The 14,953-nt window shown below is 67.3% G+C and carries 16 protein-coding genes; 3 read left to right on the top strand and 13 right to left on the bottom strand.

All coding sequences use genetic code 11. The annotated features are described in order from the left end of the window. The first annotated feature begins 193 nt into the window (after positions 1 to 193). The gene (locus ACQHI0_RS09630) at positions 194 to 2,227 is read left to right on the top strand and encodes an SDR family oxidoreductase (protein WP_427907584.1); all 2,034 of its coding nucleotides are present in this window, start codon (positions 194 to 196) and stop codon (positions 2,225 to 2,227) included. A 57-nt stretch (positions 2,228 to 2,284) separates the two neighbouring features. On the opposite strand, the gene ACQHI0_RS09625 is transcribed toward ACQHI0_RS09630, so the two are convergent. The 5 genes from ACQHI0_RS09625 to ACQHI0_RS09605 form a co-directional block, all read right to left on the bottom strand. Continuing rightward, positions 2,285 to 3,169 (bottom strand): NAD(P)H-binding protein, encoded by an 885-nt coding sequence (locus ACQHI0_RS09625; RefSeq protein ID WP_427907583.1) that lies wholly within the window; start codon positions 3,167 to 3,169, stop codon positions 2,285 to 2,287. A gap of 84 nt (positions 3,170 to 3,253) precedes the next feature. Further along, the gene (locus ACQHI0_RS09620) at positions 3,254 to 4,447 is read right to left on the bottom strand and encodes an NAD(P)/FAD-dependent oxidoreductase (protein ID WP_427907582.1); all 1,194 of its coding nucleotides are present in this window, start codon (positions 4,445 to 4,447) and stop codon (positions 3,254 to 3,256) included. Further along, complete coding sequence (locus tag ACQHI0_RS09615; RefSeq protein WP_379219407.1) at positions 4,444 to 4,626, bottom strand: rubredoxin; 183 nt, start codon at positions 4,624 to 4,626, stop codon at positions 4,444 to 4,446. The genes ACQHI0_RS09620 and ACQHI0_RS09615 overlap by 4 nt, the downstream gene beginning before the upstream one ends. After that, on the bottom strand, positions 4,623 to 4,796 hold the full coding sequence (locus ACQHI0_RS09610; protein ID WP_427907581.1) for a rubredoxin: 174 nt from the start codon (positions 4,794 to 4,796) through the stop codon (positions 4,623 to 4,625). The genes ACQHI0_RS09615 and ACQHI0_RS09610 overlap by 4 nt, the downstream gene beginning before the upstream one ends. Further along, positions 4,796 to 6,022, bottom strand: coding sequence for an alkane 1-monooxygenase (locus ACQHI0_RS09605; RefSeq protein WP_427907580.1), 1,227 nt, complete (start codon positions 6,020 to 6,022; stop codon positions 4,796 to 4,798). The genes ACQHI0_RS09610 and ACQHI0_RS09605 overlap by 1 nt, the downstream gene beginning before the upstream one ends. Before the next feature lie 149 nt (positions 6,023 to 6,171). Here ACQHI0_RS09605 and ACQHI0_RS09600 point away from each other — a divergent pair, with 149 nt between their 5' ends. After that, on the top strand, positions 6,172 to 6,774 hold the full coding sequence (locus ACQHI0_RS09600) for a TetR family transcriptional regulator (RefSeq protein ID WP_427907579.1): 603 nt from the start codon (positions 6,172 to 6,174) through the stop codon (positions 6,772 to 6,774). 6 nt (positions 6,775 to 6,780) lie between these two features. Here ACQHI0_RS09600 and ACQHI0_RS09595 read toward each other — a convergent pair whose 3' ends face one another. Beyond that, complete coding sequence (locus ACQHI0_RS09595) at positions 6,781 to 7,434, bottom strand: cutinase family protein (protein WP_427907578.1); 654 nt, start codon at positions 7,432 to 7,434, stop codon at positions 6,781 to 6,783. A 158-nt stretch (positions 7,435 to 7,592) separates the two neighbouring features. Further along, positions 7,593 to 7,805: a hypothetical protein gene (locus ACQHI0_RS09590; RefSeq protein WP_194827624.1), complete on the bottom strand. Its 213-nt coding sequence runs from the start codon at positions 7,803 to 7,805 to the stop codon at positions 7,593 to 7,595. Positions 7,806 to 7,901: 96 nt separating this feature from the next. Between ACQHI0_RS09590 and ACQHI0_RS09585 the strand changes: the two genes are divergently transcribed. Continuing rightward, complete coding sequence (locus ACQHI0_RS09585) at positions 7,902 to 9,590, top strand: FAD-binding dehydrogenase (RefSeq protein ID WP_427907577.1); 1,689 nt, start codon at positions 7,902 to 7,904, stop codon at positions 9,588 to 9,590. On the opposite strand, the gene ACQHI0_RS09580 is transcribed toward ACQHI0_RS09585, so the two are convergent. The 6 genes from ACQHI0_RS09580 to ACQHI0_RS09555 form a co-directional block, all read right to left on the bottom strand. Next, on the bottom strand, positions 9,587 to 10,414 hold the full coding sequence (locus ACQHI0_RS09580) for an IclR family transcriptional regulator (RefSeq protein WP_427907576.1): 828 nt from the start codon (positions 10,412 to 10,414) through the stop codon (positions 9,587 to 9,589). The genes ACQHI0_RS09585 and ACQHI0_RS09580 overlap by 4 nt on opposite strands. Before the next feature lie 76 nt (positions 10,415 to 10,490). After that, positions 10,491 to 11,615 (bottom strand): Mrp/NBP35 family ATP-binding protein, encoded by a 1,125-nt coding sequence (locus ACQHI0_RS09575; protein ID WP_427907575.1) that lies wholly within the window; start codon positions 11,613 to 11,615, stop codon positions 10,491 to 10,493. 10 nt (positions 11,616 to 11,625) lie between these two features. Beyond that, positions 11,626 to 13,002, bottom strand: coding sequence for an FAD-dependent oxidoreductase (locus tag ACQHI0_RS09570; protein WP_427907574.1), 1,377 nt, complete (start codon positions 13,000 to 13,002; stop codon positions 11,626 to 11,628). Further along, positions 12,999 to 13,334 carry a ferredoxin gene (fdxA, locus tag ACQHI0_RS09565; protein WP_427907573.1) on the bottom strand — a complete coding sequence of 112 codons (336 nt, stop codon included), beginning with the start codon at positions 13,332 to 13,334 and terminating at the stop codon, positions 12,999 to 13,001. Before fdxA ends, ACQHI0_RS09570 begins: the two co-directional genes overlap by 4 nt. Continuing rightward, positions 13,331 to 14,086, bottom strand: coding sequence for an ABC transporter ATP-binding protein (locus ACQHI0_RS09560; protein ID WP_427907572.1), 756 nt, complete (start codon positions 14,084 to 14,086; stop codon positions 13,331 to 13,333). Before ACQHI0_RS09560 ends, fdxA begins: the two co-directional genes overlap by 4 nt. Then, positions 14,083 to 14,946 carry an ABC transporter permease gene (locus ACQHI0_RS09555; RefSeq protein ID WP_427907571.1) on the bottom strand — a complete coding sequence of 288 codons (864 nt, stop codon included), beginning with the start codon at positions 14,944 to 14,946 and terminating at the stop codon, positions 14,083 to 14,085. Before ACQHI0_RS09555 ends, ACQHI0_RS09560 begins: the two co-directional genes overlap by 4 nt. Positions 14,947 to 14,953 lie beyond the last annotated feature (7 nt).

Here is a 14,953-nt window from a genome sequence, read left to right as displayed (position 1 = left end):
CACGGTCACAGACACCCGAAGACTTGCCCGGCAAGGTTACTGGCGAGTACGGTTAGTCCCAGCCGGGACGACGATGTGCCCGGTTTCTCTCCAGCCACTTTTACTGCTGGACCTCAACCGTTGATTTCGCATCCACCGCCGCATGCCGATCACTGTTGCGCGACACCGTGTTTCGAGATTCTCAGGAGGGGCGATGGTTTCCTACATCGTGACAGGCGGTACCGGATTTCTGGGTCGGCGAGTGGTGCGAGGGCTGCTCGCGGCCGACCCCACCGCGATCGTGCACGTGCTGGTGCGTGCCGAATCGCTGGCCAAGTTCACCGCGCACAATGCGCAACATCCCGACAGTGATCGCGTATTCGCGCTGGTCGGGGACCTGACCGCCGAAGGCCTCGGCCTCGGCGACGGTGCGCCGCGCGCCGATCACGTGCTGCACCTCGGCGCGGTCTACGACATGACGGCCGACGAGCAGACCGCGCACGCGGCCAATGTCTCGGGCACCCGCTCGGTGATCGAGCTGGCCCGCAGCCTCGACGCCACCCTGCACCACGTGTCGTCGGTGGCAGTCGCCGGCGATCATCGCGGCAAGTTCTTCGAGGAGGATTTCGACCTCGGCCAGAACCTGACCTCGCCGTATCACCGCACCAAGTTCGCCGCGGAGAAGCTCGTGCGCGAAGCTGACGACGTGCGCTGGCGGGTGTATCGCCCGGCGATCGTCGTCGGTGATTCACGCACCGGCGAGATGGACAAGATCGACGGCCCCTACTACTTTTTCTCGGCCATCTCGACGCTGGCCGGCCTGCCGTCCGAACTGCCGTTGCCGCTGCCCGATCTGGGCGCGACCAATGTGGTGCCGGTCGATTACGTCGCCGAGGCGATGGTTCGCCTCGTGCGGCGCGAGGGTCTCGACGGGCGCACGTTCCACCTGGTCAACCCGCGTCCGCAGCCGTTCGGGGAGATCTACCGTGCGCTGGCCACCGCCGCGGGCGGGCCTGTCGGTATCGGCACCGTGCCGGGCAGCGCGCGTGCGCTGAGCGGTCTCGGTCAGGTCCCGGGCGCGAACGCGGTGCGCGACTTCCTGTTCGAGCAGGCGGGTATTCCCGCCGAAGTCGCACCGCACGTCGCTTTCACCGCCGAGTTCGTCGGCGATTCCACGCAGGCGCAGCTCCCCGGACTCACCGCGCCCGCGTTCGATACCTACGCGGACCGGCTGTGGGACTTCTGGCGCGACAACCTCGACCCGACTCGGGGGCGTCAAGCCGCGAACGCGCCCCAGCTCTCCGGTCGCACCGTGCTGATCACCGGAGCGTCCTCGGGTATCGGCCTGGCCACCGCCCACGCCGTCGCCCGCCGTGGCGCGATCGTGCTGATGGTCGCTCGTGGTGCCGAAGACCTCACGGCCGCAGCGGAATCCGTGCGTGCCGAGGGTGGCACCGCCTTCGCCTACCCGTGCGATATCACCGATGCGGAAGGCGTCGAACTGCTGGTCAAGACGGTGCTCACCGAGCACGACCACGTCGACTACCTGATCAACAACGCGGGCCGCTCCATCCGCCGCTCGGTCGCCAACTCCGTGGACCGTATGCACGACTTCGAACGGACCATGGCGGTCAACTACTTCGGTGCTGTTCGCCTGATCCTCGCGTTGCTCCCGTCGATGCGCGAACGCCACTTCGGTCACATCGTCAATATCTCCTCCATCGCCGTGCAGACCAAGGCACCCCGCTTCGCCGCCTACGCGGCGAGCAAGTCCGCTCTGGACAACTTCAGCGAGATCGCCGCCGTCGAAAACCGTGGCGCCGGTGTCACTTTCACCTCTATCCGGATGCCCCTTGTCCGGACCCCGATGATCGCGCCGACCGAGGTCTACCGCTACCTCCCCCTGCCCGATCCGGAGCGAGCCGCCGACATCGTGATTCGTGCGCTGCTGGAACGACCCGACCGCATCGACACCCCCGTTGGCACGTTCTCCGAGGCGGTCGAGATGTTCTTGCCGTCGCTCAAGCGCACGATCATGCACACTGGATTCCGCCTGTTCGGGGAATCCACCGCGGCGCAACGGAAGCCGGGCGACGCTCCGGTCGTGGCCGAGCCTGTCGAAGCGGTCGAGCCGGCCGAGCCTGCGCGCAATGCCCTCACCGTGCTGGGCCCGGTGTTCGCTCCGCTCATGGTGATGCCCGGATCCGCTGCCCGGATGGGCCGGATGCTCCCCGGCGTGCATTGGTGAGCAACCGCTGAAACCCGGCCGGTCACGATGTTCGTTGTCGTGACCGGCCGGTTCTGTTCACTGCAGGTTGGTGCTCGCCCAGGCCGCGAGGGTCGTCGGCGTGGTGGTGAGCTGTGTGCGCGGGTCTTCGGCGACGTACCCGGAACTCAATCCCGCTGACATACCGGCGATTCCATCGACTTGCCCCTGCCCGAGACCTGCTGATCGCAGCATCTCCCGGAACTCGTCGTCGCCGAGGTGGATCGGGGTGACCTCGTGCCCCAGCTGCCGGCCGAGGGTCTCGGCGACCTCGGTGAACGTCAGATCCCGCGGCCCGTGCACCGCCTGCACAACACGCCCCGACCAGGCATCCGACAGCAGCCGGACCGCGGCCACCTCACCGATGTCGCGCGGGTCGACCCAGGCCATCGAGTGGTCCAACGGCCACGGCGTGGACAACGTGCCCGCCCTGATCTCGTCGAGCTGGGTCAGCAGGTTGGTGAAGAAGTAGCCACACCGCAGGTGCACCACGTTGGTCCCGGTCGCGTCGAGCAACTCCTCGGTGCGCGCCAACCCGTCGATCTCTCCTGCCCCACCCCGCTTCTCCGCACCCCCACTGCTGAGAAACACCGTCGCGTCGATCCCGTTCTCCGCCACCGCCCGCGCCGCCGAAGCCCCCATCCGCGCATACCCCGCCACCGGATCACCGTCCACCAGCGCAGGCGGATCGACCCAGAACAGCCGATCAGCCCCCACGGTGGCCCGCACCACCGCGTCCGAATCCCCCTGATCGACCTGCACGACATCGACGAACTCACGCACCGCGCCATCGAGCCGCCCCGGATCGCGCATCAGTACCGTCGGCCGAACCCCCGCCTGCACCAGCAACTGCACGACCCGGGCCCCCACATGCCCGACCGGCGTAGTGACAACTACCTTCTTTGCACCCTCTCGAAGTCCCATAACTCCACGCTAGGGGCCATCGCGGCCAATTTCTGGCCGCGACAGCCGAGAGATGTCGATGGCTTCTTCCCGGCCTACCATCAATCAGCGTGATCGAACGGGGTCGAGGGAAGCACTCGGTGACCACGGGTCTCCCGCGGCGATGAGGGTGCGGGTGGCACGGAGTTCTCTCGGTCTCGACATGGCGACGGCGCCGACCGGTCGGTCGTTGCGCAGGGCGATCGCGAGGAAGTCTCTGGAGTTGAGGGCGCCGTCGATGACCAGGTCGTCGTGGGGGTGGATCCAGCCGGCGAACTGCATCGACAGACCGTGTTGGTCGGTCCAGCCCCAGGGGATTTCGGCCGGGGTGGTGGGGTGGCCGAGGATGGCTTTCGCGGCCGCGGCGCCGTCGGACAGCGCGGTGTTCCAGTGTTGGCCGCGTTCGAATTCGCCACGGCGGGGGTTGAATACGGTGGTGGCGTCGCCTGCGGCGAACACGGCGGGTGCCGAGGTGCGGTAGTGCTGGTCGATGATGATGCCGTCGTTCACCGCGATGCCCGCGGATTCGGCCAGGGCGGTGTCGGGGACCGACCCGATGGCGACAAGAGCGGCTGCCGCGGTGACGGTGCGGCCGTCCGCGGTGACGGCGGTGACGCCGTCGGCGGTGTCGACGAGTTGCGTTGTGGTGACACTGTTCTCGACTACCACGCCGTGCTCGGTGTGAATTTCGCACACCAGCTCCGACACGGCCTGCGGCACGATCCGATCGAGCAACATCGGACCGGCGTTCAGTACGGTCACCTCGGCGCCGAGACCGCGGGCGGTGGCGGCGACTTCACAGCCGATCAGCCCGCCGCCGATGATCAGCAGCGAGCCGCCCGCATCGATCGCACCTCGCAGCGCTGCGATGTCGGACTGTGTCCGCAGGGTGTGCACGCGGTTCGACGCGGTATCGATGGTGCGCGCTCGCGCTCCGGTGGCGAGCAGCAGGCTGTCGTAGCCGAGTACCTCACCGGTGCTCAATCGCACTGTCGCGCTGTCGGTGTCGATCGCACGGACCCGCGTGGCCGGACGCAGATCGACCGCGTTGTCGGCCCAGAAATTCACCGGCTTCAGCACGGCCCGCTGGAACGGGGTGGTGCCCGCGAGCAGTTCCTTGGAGACCGCCGGTCGGCGATAGGGCAGGTCGGGTTCCGCGCCGACGAGCACGATCTCGCCGGCGTAGCCCTCCCGTCGCAAGGTCTGGGCGGCGGTGGCGCCGGCGACACCGGTGCCGACGATGACGATTCGTCCACTCATCCGCGGCTCACCTCCCGCATGTCGAAATCAGCTTTGGCGGCACCGCAGTCGGGGCAGGACCAGTCGTCGGGGATGTCGTCCCAGCGGGTGCCGGGTTCGATGCCGTCCTCGGGCCAGCCGAGCGCCTCGTCGTACTCGAAACCGCATTGGACGCACTGGAACAGTTTGTAGTCGCTCATCGTGACGCGCCTTCCTTCCGTTCGAAATCGACCTTCTCGCGGACACCGCAGTCGGGGCAGCACCAGTCGTCGGGGATCTCGGCCCACGCCGTACCGGGGGCGAAACCCTCACGCGGAGCGCCGAATCGCTCGTCGTAGACGTAGTCGCAGACAGGGCAGAGGTAAGCCATCAGTTCGCTCCGTACTTGGCCAGGACCTTCGTCCGCTTGCTCGGCTGGATGTTGACCCGGGTGATGTCGCCGCCGTAGTGCGCGAGGACGCGATGGTCCATCACCTTGCGCCACAACGGTGTCAGGTAAGCCAGGCCGATCAGGCTCGCGTAGCCGCTGGGCAGCTCCGGTGCACCGTCCATGTGCCGCAGAATCTGGTAGCGGCGGGTGGGATTGGCGTGATGGTCGCTGTGGCGCTGGAGGTGATAGAGGAAGATGTTGGTGACGATGTGGTCGGAGTTCCAGCTGTGCTCGGGGGTGCAGCGCTCGTAGCGGCCCGAAGCGGTCTTCTGCCGGAGCAGACCGTAGTGCTCGAGATAGTTCACCGTCTCCAGCAGGGAGAAACCGTAGATCGCCTGGATCACCAGGAACGGCAGGATCGACGGCCCGAACACCGCGACCAGCCCCGCCCACAGCACGACCGACATGAGCCAGGCGTTGAGCACGTCGTTGCGCAGCGAGAACGTGCTCTTGCCCAGCCGCTGCATGCGGGTGCGCTCCAGCTCCCACGAGGACATCAAACTGCCCCACACGCTGCGCGGCAGGAAGCTCCAGAACGATTCGGCGAAGCGCGCACTGGCCGGATCCTCCGGCGTCGCGACGCGCACGTGGTGGCCACGATTGTGCTCGATGTAGAAGTGGCCGTAGAAGGTCTGGGCGAGGGTGATCTTCGACAGCCAGCGCTCGAGTTCGTCCTTCTTGTGGCCGAGTTCGTGCGCGGTGTTGATCCCGACGCCGCCCATCGCGCCGATCGTGAAGGCCAGGCCGATCTTGGAGATCAGGCCGAGTCCGCCGTCGATCCCGAGCCAGGACAGGTTGTCCGCGGTCCACAGGTAGCAGGCGAACACCAGGCTGACCAGCTGTAGCGGAATATAGGCGTAGGTGCAGTAGCGGTAGTACTTGTCGTTCTCCAGCTGCTCCATCACCTCCTCGGGGGGATTCTTGCCATCGGGGCCGAAGAACCGGTCGAGGGTCGGCAGCAGCACGTACACCAGGATCGGCCCGAGCCACCACCACACAGGCGCCACAGCCTGCCAGCCGAATTGGTTGAAGGCCCACACGAAACCGGCCGCCAGCAGGGTCGCGCTGGGCGCGACGAGGCCGAACAGCCACAGGTATCGCTTGGGATCTCGCCAGCGCGGCGGTGCGGTCGATCCCGCGTGGTCACCGATTCGAGATGTCGTCATTGCCATTCTCCTGATCACCGAGACTTCGGACACCTACTCGCTCGAAGTCGCCTTCGTTTACACAATAGCCTGTGTTGTTCCGATTGGATACACAGTTGATCAGATTGTCAACGAACGAGCACATCGACTGGCACATGTAGGATGATCACGTGGCCGAACCACCGAACTTTCAGGCAGAAATGCGCCAGCTGCTGCGCGACCGGATGATCGACGCCGCGCGCACGATGGTCGTCAGCGAGGGCTGGGGCGCGGTCAACATGTCACGGGTGGCCAAGGAGGTCGGCATCAGCAGGCCGGTCCTCTACAAGGAGATCGGCACCAAGCAGGCGCTCGCGGACGCCCTGATCGAGCGTGAGACCGGCATCTACCTGACCGGCGTCGCCGAGACGCTGGCCCGGCATCCGGCCGACCCGCTCGCGGGCATGACCGCCGCCGCCGAGTACACGCTGCGCACCGCGGGCGACAACACCCTGATCAAGGCGGTGCTCTCAGCTCGCCATGACGGCGATACCGCGCTGCTGCCCGCCCTCGTGAGCGACCCGGAACCGGTACTCGGGCGGGCCGTCGCCGCGCTCAGCGGCACCGTCCGCGAGCAGTACGAATTCGCGTCCCTCACCGATGACGAGCTGACCGCGGTGGTCGAGATCATGGTCCGGCTGACGCTGAGTCATCTGTTCCAGCCGACAGGCAGCGTCGACCGCGCGGTGGCGCAGATCGGCGCTGTCCTCTCGGGGGTCATGCCCGACCTCTGAGCGGGCTCACAACCGCGCGCTCACCTGTCCGGCCGCGGCCGCGAACGCCCACTCGTAGCTGCCGTGCGCGGCCGGGAACACCCCGCCCGCGCACACCGGATCGCCTGCGGCGCAGTAGTTCGCGGTGCGGTCGGCGTACACCGGTGCGACAGTGCCGCCGACGAGCCGCAGTGGGTCACCGAACAGCAGCACCGACACGATCCGCGAGGACAGTTCGGGAGGTAGCACCCACGCGCCGGGGATGGCCGCGGAGCCAAGGACAGCATGGGTGACGACCGCGCCCTGGGAATAGCCGACGAGCACGAAGCGCTGGTCCGGGCAGGCGGCGGCCTGGTCGATCAGATGGCTCGTCATCGCCCTTGTGCCGTCGCTCATCGAGGTCGGCACCAGCAGATCGGCCGGGTACTCGACGCGGTGGGCGGTGGTGTCCACCGGCAGTTGCGCGCTCAGCACCGCGTACAGCGGGTCGCCGATGGCGGCTCCCAGATAGCCGGGTTCCACTGTGCCGCGGGCTATTACGACGTCGAGTGTGGCGCAATTCTGCGCCCACGCTGCCAGTCCATGGGACGTCGCTGTCCCGATTCCCGCGGCCAGTAGCAACACCGACAGCGCTCGCGCTGTATGCCTTGCGACAATACGAATTGCCTTCCGATAGGTCATCGTGCCCACCTGCTCACGCCGTTGTGAGGAATAGAGAAAGAGCTTGCGCTCAGTGGTGGAATACCCGTTGACCTGCATCGACATGGCGCGAACTCGGCATCGGCTGCGCCACGGTTACATCTCGGATCGCCTGCGGCACAACGCCGCTCGAGACGAACTCAGTGCTTCTTGGGCTTCTTCTTGTACTTCGGCTTGTCGTGGTCGGGCTCCCACTCATAGCCCGCGACACCCCGTTCGCAGTAGGAGTCGGCGACGTGGACATCGCCCTGATCGCGCTCGCACCAGCGCGTTTTCGAGCAGGAAGTGGCACCGAGGCCGGCCACCACGGCGAGCGTCAGGACGGCAGCGCCGGTACGGGTTCGGACGTTCATGAGCGTGTCGAGCCTTTCATCGAATGAAATGTCGCTGGTCAGGGCGTTTACAGGACTTGCCCCCGCCTGCCGACGAACCAATGCTACGTTCCAGGCATGTCGAGCACAGCGCCTGAGCCAACCCAAGATTTCACCCCCGACGCGATTGTCGTCGGTGCCGGACTGGCGGGCCTGGTCGCCGCGCACGAACTGGTCCTCGCCGGGCGCAAGGTGCTGGTGCTCGACCAGGAGAATCGCGCCAATCTCGGCGGGCAGGCGTTCTGGTCGCTGGGCGGGCTGTTCGTCGTCGACAGCCCGGAGCAGCGCCGGATGGGTATCAAGGATTCTTACGAACTCGCGCTGCAGGATTGGCTGGGTTCGGCCGGATTCGATCGCGACGACGAGGACCGGATGGGCCGCGAATGGGCGAAGGCCTACGTGCGGTTCGCGACCGACGAGAAGCGAGATTACCTACACGCCTTGGGTTTGCGCTTCACCCCGCTGGTCGGCTGGGCCGAGCGCGGTGGCGGTCTCGCGGACGGGCACGGCAACTCGGTGCCGCGCTTCCACCTCACCTGGGGCACCGGGCCCGAAGTGCTGCGGGTCTTCCTCGAACCGGTCCTGGCCGGTGAGGCGAAAGGGTTGGTTCGCTTCGCGTTCCGGCACCGCGTCGACGAGCTGATCGTCGAAGACGGCGCCGTGACCGGCGTCAGCGGCAGCGTGCTCGCGCCGTCGGACACCGATCGCGGCCAGGCGTCGAACCGGGATGTGGTGGGCGAGTTCACCTTCGGCGCCCCCGCGGTTCTGGTGAGTTCGGGCGGCATCGGTCACGCCCACGACCTCATCCGGCGCAACTGGCCCACCGAACGTCTCGGACCGTGCCCGCAGACCATGATCTCCGGTGTCCCCGCCTATGTCGACGGCCGGATGCTCGGCATCTCCGAAGCGGCCGGGGCGGCGCTGGTCAACCGCGACCGAATGTGGCACTACACCGAGGGCATCAACAACTGGGACCCGATCTGGCCCGATCACGCCATTCGCATCATCCCCGGCCCGTCGTCGCTGTGGTTCGACGCCAACGGAAAACGGATGCCCGCACCGTGTTTCCCCGGATTCGACACCAACGAGACCATGCGTCAGATCCTGTCGACCGGCTACGACTACTCCTGGTTCGTGCTGAACCAGTCGATCATCGAGAAGGAATTCGCGCTGTCGGGTTCGGAACAGAATCCCGACATCACCGGCAAGGACTTGAAGCTCACGGCACGGAGCAGGCTCGCCAAGGGCGCACCAGGGCCGGTGGAGGCGTTCAAGAAGCACGGCGTGGACTTCGTGGTCGCCGAATCGCTGACCGAGCTCGTCGACGGCATGAACGAGCTCGCCCGTGGGCCGAAGCTGGACGCGGCCGCCCTCGAACACCAGATCGTGGCCAGGGACCGCGAGGTCACCAACTCGTTCTCCAAGGACGCGCAGGTGACCGCGATCCACAGTGCGCGCAAGTTCCTCGGTGACAAGGTCCGCGTCGTCAAGCCGCACCGCATCCTCGATCCGGCGCACGGCCCGCTCATCGCGGTGCGCCTCAACGTGCTCACCCGCAAGACCCTCGGCGGACTGCAGACCGATCTCGATTCGCAGGTGCTGCGCCCGGACGGCACCGTGTTCCCCGGTCTGTATTCCGCCGGTGAGGTCGCCGGATTCGGCGGTGGCGGCGTGCACGGTTACAACGCGCTGGAGGGCACGTTCCTCGGCGGGTGCATCTTCTCGGGTCGAGCGGCCGGTCGGGCGATCGCGCGGCGCAAACCCTAGTGCGGGTGCCGGGGGGCCAGGGTGCGCGACGCTTCCTTGGCCACCTCGGCGAGCGCGCGCGCCAGCCGCGCGGTGTCGAGCGCGGTCCGCTCGCCCTTGACTGTGCCCGACAACGAGATCGCGGCCACCGCCACGCCGCGGCCACGGATCGGCACCGCCACGCAACCGACGCCCGGCATCGATTCCTCGGTGTCGACGGCCACGCCCTGACGGTTGCGGATGCGGGCGAGTTCGCGGAGCAGCTCGCCCCGATCGACGATCGTGCGCGCGGTCCGTGCCACCGTGTTGCCCCGCAGGGAGGCCTCCGCGATGCCGGGTTCGAGCGTGGCGAGCAACGCCTTGCCGACCGCGGTGGAGTGCGCGGGCAGCCTGCCCCCGACGCGAGTCGGGATGACCACCCGGCCGCGACCGCCCGAACGATCGAGGAACAACACCTCGCGCCCGTCCAGCACCGCGAGGTGGCCGACCAGTCCGGTGCGCTGGCTGAGTTCGTAGAGCAGCGGCCCCACCACCTCGCGCAGCTCGTTCTGCTCGGCCGCGAGCCCGCCGAGTTCGAGCACGCGCAGCCCAAGCCGGTAGCCGCCGGGGGTGTGCGCGAGCCAGCGCAGCCGGATCATCTGGTCGAGGATGCGATGCACGGTCGAGCGCGGCAGCCCGGTGCGTTCGGCGAGTCCGAGCAGCGTCAGCGTGGGGGTGGCGGCGTCGAACGCGTCGAGAATGAGCGTCATCCGCTCGATCATCGACGTCGGCGGTACCCCGGTCGCCCGGCCCGATCCGGTCCACAGGTTCTCCGGCGCCGGTTCGGTCACGATCTCGACCGTCATTGATCCAACCTCCACAGTGCGTAGCGGTAACAGACTAGAGCCGTTAGCTCCGCTTACGCACTATTTCGCGGTGATCTCAGGCCATCACAGGACTGATCGGCGTCACCGGCAGCCTGCGGCGCACGATCGGCGTGATGACCGCCGCGATCTCGCCGATGGCCACGGCGGGCGCGCAACCCGGGTCGGTGTGGACGAACGGAGCGCCCTCATCGCCTGCCGCGCAGACCGCCGGGTCGAACGGGATCCGGCCGATGACGGGGCAATAGGTGTCGAGCAGACCGCTCAAAGCACGGCTCACCGCGGTGGCGCCGCCGGCTCCGAACGGGGTCTGCCGGGTGCCGTCGAGGCTGTCGTACCAGGACATGTTCTCGATGATGCCCGCTACCCGCTGACCGGTCTGCGCGGCGACGGCGCCCGCGCGTTCGGCGATGCGAGCAGCGGTGCGTTGCGGCGTGGTGATGACGAGTAGTTGCGCGGTGGGTAGCAGCTGGGCGAGGGAGATGGCGATGTCGCCGGTGCCGGGCGGCATATCGATCAGCAGGATGTCCAGTTCGCCCCAGTAGACGTCGTTGACGAACTGCTGCAGCGCGCGGTGCAGCATCGGCCCCCGCCAGACCACGGGGGCGTTGTCGTCGACGAACATGCCGATCGATATGACGCGCACACCGAACGCTGTGGGCGGCATCATCATTCGCTCGACCAGGGTGGGCGTAGCGGTGATCCCGAGCATGGCGGGCACCGAATGACCGTGGACGTCGGCGTCCATGATGCCGACGCGCAAACCGCGCCGGGCCAGCGCGACCGCCAAGTTGACGGTGACGCTGGACTTTCCGACGCCACCTTTTCCCGAGACCACGCAGTACACCTGAGTCGGCGAATCCGGTTGTGCGAGCGGAGAACTGTTCTCGGTCCCACGCAGCTGAACGCGTAGGTCGCGACGCTGCTCCTCGCTCATAACGCCGAAGTCGACATCGATACCGGCCACGCCGGGCACTCCGATAACGGCAGCGTGGATGTCGCCACTGATCTTCGCCCGGAGTGGGCAGCCCGCGACAGTGAGCAGGATTCGCACGGTGACGCGGCCGTGTGCGCCGATGTCGATGGTGTCGACCATGTTCAATTCGGTGATGGGGCGGCCGATTTCGGGATCGTCGACACCCGCGAGCGCGGCCATGATCAGTTGTTCGGTCGGTGTTTGCATGAGCTGCTCCTCATTGGGACATGCTGGCGTGCAGCATGTCCGCGCGTTCGACGACCTTGATCCGCGCACGGCCTTCGGGTTCGCCCAGCGCGCGTTCGTGGGCGTCGAGTCGATACCAGCCCTCCCACGTGGTGAAGGGAATGCCCGCGGCGGTGAGATGTTCGGTCACGGCATCGGGGTGGGGTCGCGGTGCCGGTGCCAGCAGGGTGCGGTCGGCGAGCAAGCAGGCGACGGTTTCGTTGGCGTCACCTTTGGTGTGACCGATCAGGCCGACCGGGCCGCGTTTGATCCAACCGGTCACGTACACGCCGGTGAGGTACCGCGCACCCCCGCGTGCGCCCGGGTCGATCAGTACGCGCCCCGATTCGTTGGGGATGGTGGCGGAGCGGTCGTCGAACGGGAGGTCGGCGATATCGTCGGAGCGATAGCCGACAGCCCGATAGACCGCCTGCACATCCCACACCCGAAATTCGCCGGTGCCCTGCACATTTCCCGTTCCGTCGAGCTGGGTGCGTTCGGTCTGCAAACCGACGACCTTGCCGTCTTCGCCGAGGATCTCCGAGGGCGATTCGAAGAAGTGCAGGAACAGTTTGTGCGGGCGGTCGCCGTGGTCGCGGATGGCCCACTGCTCCAAGGTGTTGGCGACCATGTCGACCTGCTTGGAGTTGCGGCGCGCGGCTTCGGAGCCTTCGTCGTAGTCGATGTCTTCGGGGTTGACGATGACCTCGATGGTCGGCGAGTGGTCGAGTTCGCGCAGTTCCAAAGGCGTGAACTTGGCCTGGGCGGGGCCGCGACGTCCGAAGACGTGGACCTCGAGGGCCTTGTTGTTCTTCAGTCCTTCGTAGACGTTCGGCGGGATCTCGGTCGCCAGCAGCTCGTCGCCGGTCTTGGCGAGCACGCGCGCGACGTCGAGGGCGACGTTGCCGACGCCGAGGACGGCGACTTTCTCGGCGTCGAGGGGCCAGGAACGCGGGACGTCGGGGTGGCCGTCGTACCAGGACACGAAGTCGGCGGCACCGTAGGAGCCGTCGAGGTCGATGCCGGGGATCGCGAGGGCGCGGTCGGCGTTGGCGCCGGTGGAGAAGATGACGGCGTCGTAGAACTGGCGCAGGTCGTCGAGGGTGATGTCGGTGCCGTAGTCGATGTTGCCGAGCAGGCGGACCTGGTCTTTGTCGAGGACCTTGTGCAGGGCGGTGATGATGCCCTTGATGCGCGGGTGGTCGGGGGCGACGCCGTAGCGGATCAGGCCGAAGGGCGCGGGCATGCGCTCGTAGAGGTCGATGCTCACTCCCCCGTCCGAGCAGGCATCGGACTTCATCAACGCGTCGGCGGCGTAGATACCGGCGGGCCCGGCGCCGATGATCGCCACCCGCAGTGGGGTTCTCACTTCTCGTACCCCGCGACGAACGGCGTGTCCACGCCGAGGTCGCCCACCGCGCCCGCGCCGCCCGGCGAGCCCAGCGCCGTGTCGCGGCCGGGCAGCGCCATGGCGAAGAATTCCGCGTTCGTGGCGACGAAGCCTTCCTGGCCGGCCGGGATATCGTCGTCGAGATAGATCGCCTCGACGGGGCAGACCGGCTCGCAGGCACCGCAATCCACGCACTCGGTCGGGTGGATGTAGGCCATCCGGTCGCCGGTGTAGATGCAGTCGACGGGGCATTCCTCTACGCACGCGCGGTCCATCACGTCCACGCAGGCGGCTCCGATGACGAAGGTCATGGCTGTAGTTCCTTCTCGTTCGGCTCGCCGAGAGCGGCGAGGATTTCGTAACGCAGACGCGCGAATTCGGGTTCGAAGCGGGCGCCGGGTGCGCGCGGTGCGGCGATCTCGATGACCCGCTGGATGCGAGCGGGACGCGGACTGAGCAGCACGATCCGATCGGCCAGCAGGAGCGCCTCGTCGACGTCGTGGGTCACGAACAGCACCGTGGTCCGGCGCTGCTGCCACACCGAGATGAGCAGGCGCTGCATATCGGCGCGGGTCTGCGCGTCGAGGGCACCGAACGGTTCGTCCATCAGCAGCACTCGAGGTTGCGCGGCCAGTGTCCGCGCCAATTGCACGCGCTGGCGCATACCGCCCGACAGCGCACCGGGCAGGTGATCACCGAAGTCGGTGAGCCCCACCAGGTTCAGTAGTTCCTGGGCTTCGATGCGCCGGTCGCGCCGGGAGACCCCACGCAGTTTCAGCGCGAATTCGACGTTGCGCCGGGCGGTGCGCCACGGCAGCAGGGCATCCTCCTGGAACACCATCGAGCAGTGCTGGGCGCTGGGCCCACCGTCGACGGTGACCGTGCCGCCGATCGGCGGCAGCAAGCCGGCCATCGCCCGCAGCACCGTGGATTTGCCGCAGCCCGAGGGGCCGAGCAGCACCACGATCTGACCCGCGTCGACATCGAGATCCACTTCGGCGGCCAGACTTTCACCGTAGGCGATGCGCAAGCCGTCGAGCCGCACCGCGGCACCGGCGCTCATCGCTGTGCCCTCGGCAGCCACCGGTTCACCCGGCGCCCCGCCAGTTCGACCAGCCAGGCGGTGAACCAGCCGAGCAGCCCGATGGTGAGCATCCCGACGATCACCCCCGGATAGTCGAGGAGCCCGTAGGACTGCCAGGTGAAGTACCCGATGCCGAACTGGCCCGAGATCATCTCGGCGCTGATCACACAGATCCAGGCCACGCCCATCGCCACCGACAGCCCGGAGAAGATGCCGGGCAGCGCACCGGGCAGCGCGATCTGGAACAGGATGTCGCGTCGACGCGCACCGAGGGTGTGCGCCGCCTCCTCCCACACCTTGGGCAGCGCGTGCATGGCGTGGATGGTGCTCACCGCGACCGGGAAGAACGCGGCGAAGAAGGTGATGAAAACAATGCCCTGTTCCCCGGTCGGGAACAGCAGGATGGCCAGGGGCACCAGCGCGATCGCGGGGATCGGCCGGAACACCTCCAGTACCGGCCGCACAAGTGCGCTGACCACGGCCGAGCGACCGACCGCCATGCCGATCAGCACGCCCGACACGGTGGCCAGACCGAAGCCGATCAGGATGCGGCGGGTGCTGGAGAAGATGTCGCGGTAGTAGGTCGACGCACCGAGCTGGGTGCGGAAGGAATCGAATACTTGTGCGGGCGTGGGGATCTTGTCGAATCGCAACCAGAACACGACCTGGTTGGTGGTGAGCCAGTACCAGGCCAGTAGCAACGCGACCAGCGGCACGGCCGTCAGTACGGCCTTGCGTGCCTTCCGGGGAACGGTGAATCGGGTGATCGAACTCGGTGGCGTGGTGGTGATTTCGGGCTTCGCGACGGGCGCGGTGCGGGGTTGGGCGGAAACGGTCATGGTGAGC

This window comes from Nocardia sp. FBN12 (genome assembly GCF_050320175.1).
Classification (GTDB): Bacteria; Actinomycetota; Actinomycetes; order Mycobacteriales; family Mycobacteriaceae; genus Nocardia.
This window is presented reverse-complemented; position numbering and strand designations above follow the sequence as displayed.

Excerpts from the sequence above, each read along its gene's own strand:
- ACQHI0_RS09630 (WP_427907584.1), top strand. The coding sequence starts at position 194 with ATGGTTTCCTACATCGTGACAGGCGGTACCGGATTTCTGGGTCGGCGA.
- ACQHI0_RS09590 (WP_194827624.1), bottom strand. The coding sequence starts at position 7,805 with ATGAACGTCCGAACCCGTACCGGCGCTGCCGTCCTGACGCTCGCCGTG.
- ACQHI0_RS09620 (WP_427907582.1), bottom strand. The coding sequence starts at position 4,447 with ATGAGTGGACGAATCGTCATCGTCGGCACCGGTGTCGCCGGCGCCACC.
- ACQHI0_RS09625 (WP_427907583.1), bottom strand. The coding sequence starts at position 3,169 with ATGGGACTTCGAGAGGGTGCAAAGAAGGTAGTTGTCACTACGCCGGTC.
- ACQHI0_RS09575 (WP_427907575.1), bottom strand. The coding sequence starts at position 11,615 with ATGCAAACACCGACCGAACAACTGATCATGGCCGCGCTCGCGGGTGTC.
- fdxA (WP_427907573.1), bottom strand. The coding sequence starts at position 13,334 with ATGACCTTCGTCATCGGAGCCGCCTGCGTGGACGTGATGGACCGCGCG.
- ACQHI0_RS09605 (WP_427907580.1), bottom strand. The coding sequence starts at position 6,022 with ATGACGACATCTCGAATCGGTGACCACGCGGGATCGACCGCACCGCCG.
- ACQHI0_RS09615 (WP_379219407.1), bottom strand. The coding sequence starts at position 4,626 with ATGAGCGACTACAAACTGTTCCAGTGCGTCCAATGCGGTTTCGAGTAC.
- ACQHI0_RS09610 (WP_427907581.1), bottom strand. The coding sequence starts at position 4,796 with ATGGCTTACCTCTGCCCTGTCTGCGACTACGTCTACGACGAGCGATTC.
- ACQHI0_RS09585 (WP_427907577.1), top strand. The coding sequence starts at position 7,902 with ATGTCGAGCACAGCGCCTGAGCCAACCCAAGATTTCACCCCCGACGCG.
- ACQHI0_RS09555 (WP_427907571.1), bottom strand. The coding sequence starts at position 14,946 with ATGACCGTTTCCGCCCAACCCCGCACCGCGCCCGTCGCGAAGCCCGAA.
- ACQHI0_RS09580 (WP_427907576.1), bottom strand. The coding sequence starts at position 10,414 with ATGACGGTCGAGATCGTGACCGAACCGGCGCCGGAGAACCTGTGGACC.
- ACQHI0_RS09595 (WP_427907578.1), bottom strand. The coding sequence starts at position 7,434 with ATGACCTATCGGAAGGCAATTCGTATTGTCGCAAGGCATACAGCGCGA.
- ACQHI0_RS09560 (WP_427907572.1), bottom strand. The coding sequence starts at position 14,086 with ATGAGCGCCGGTGCCGCGGTGCGGCTCGACGGCTTGCGCATCGCCTAC.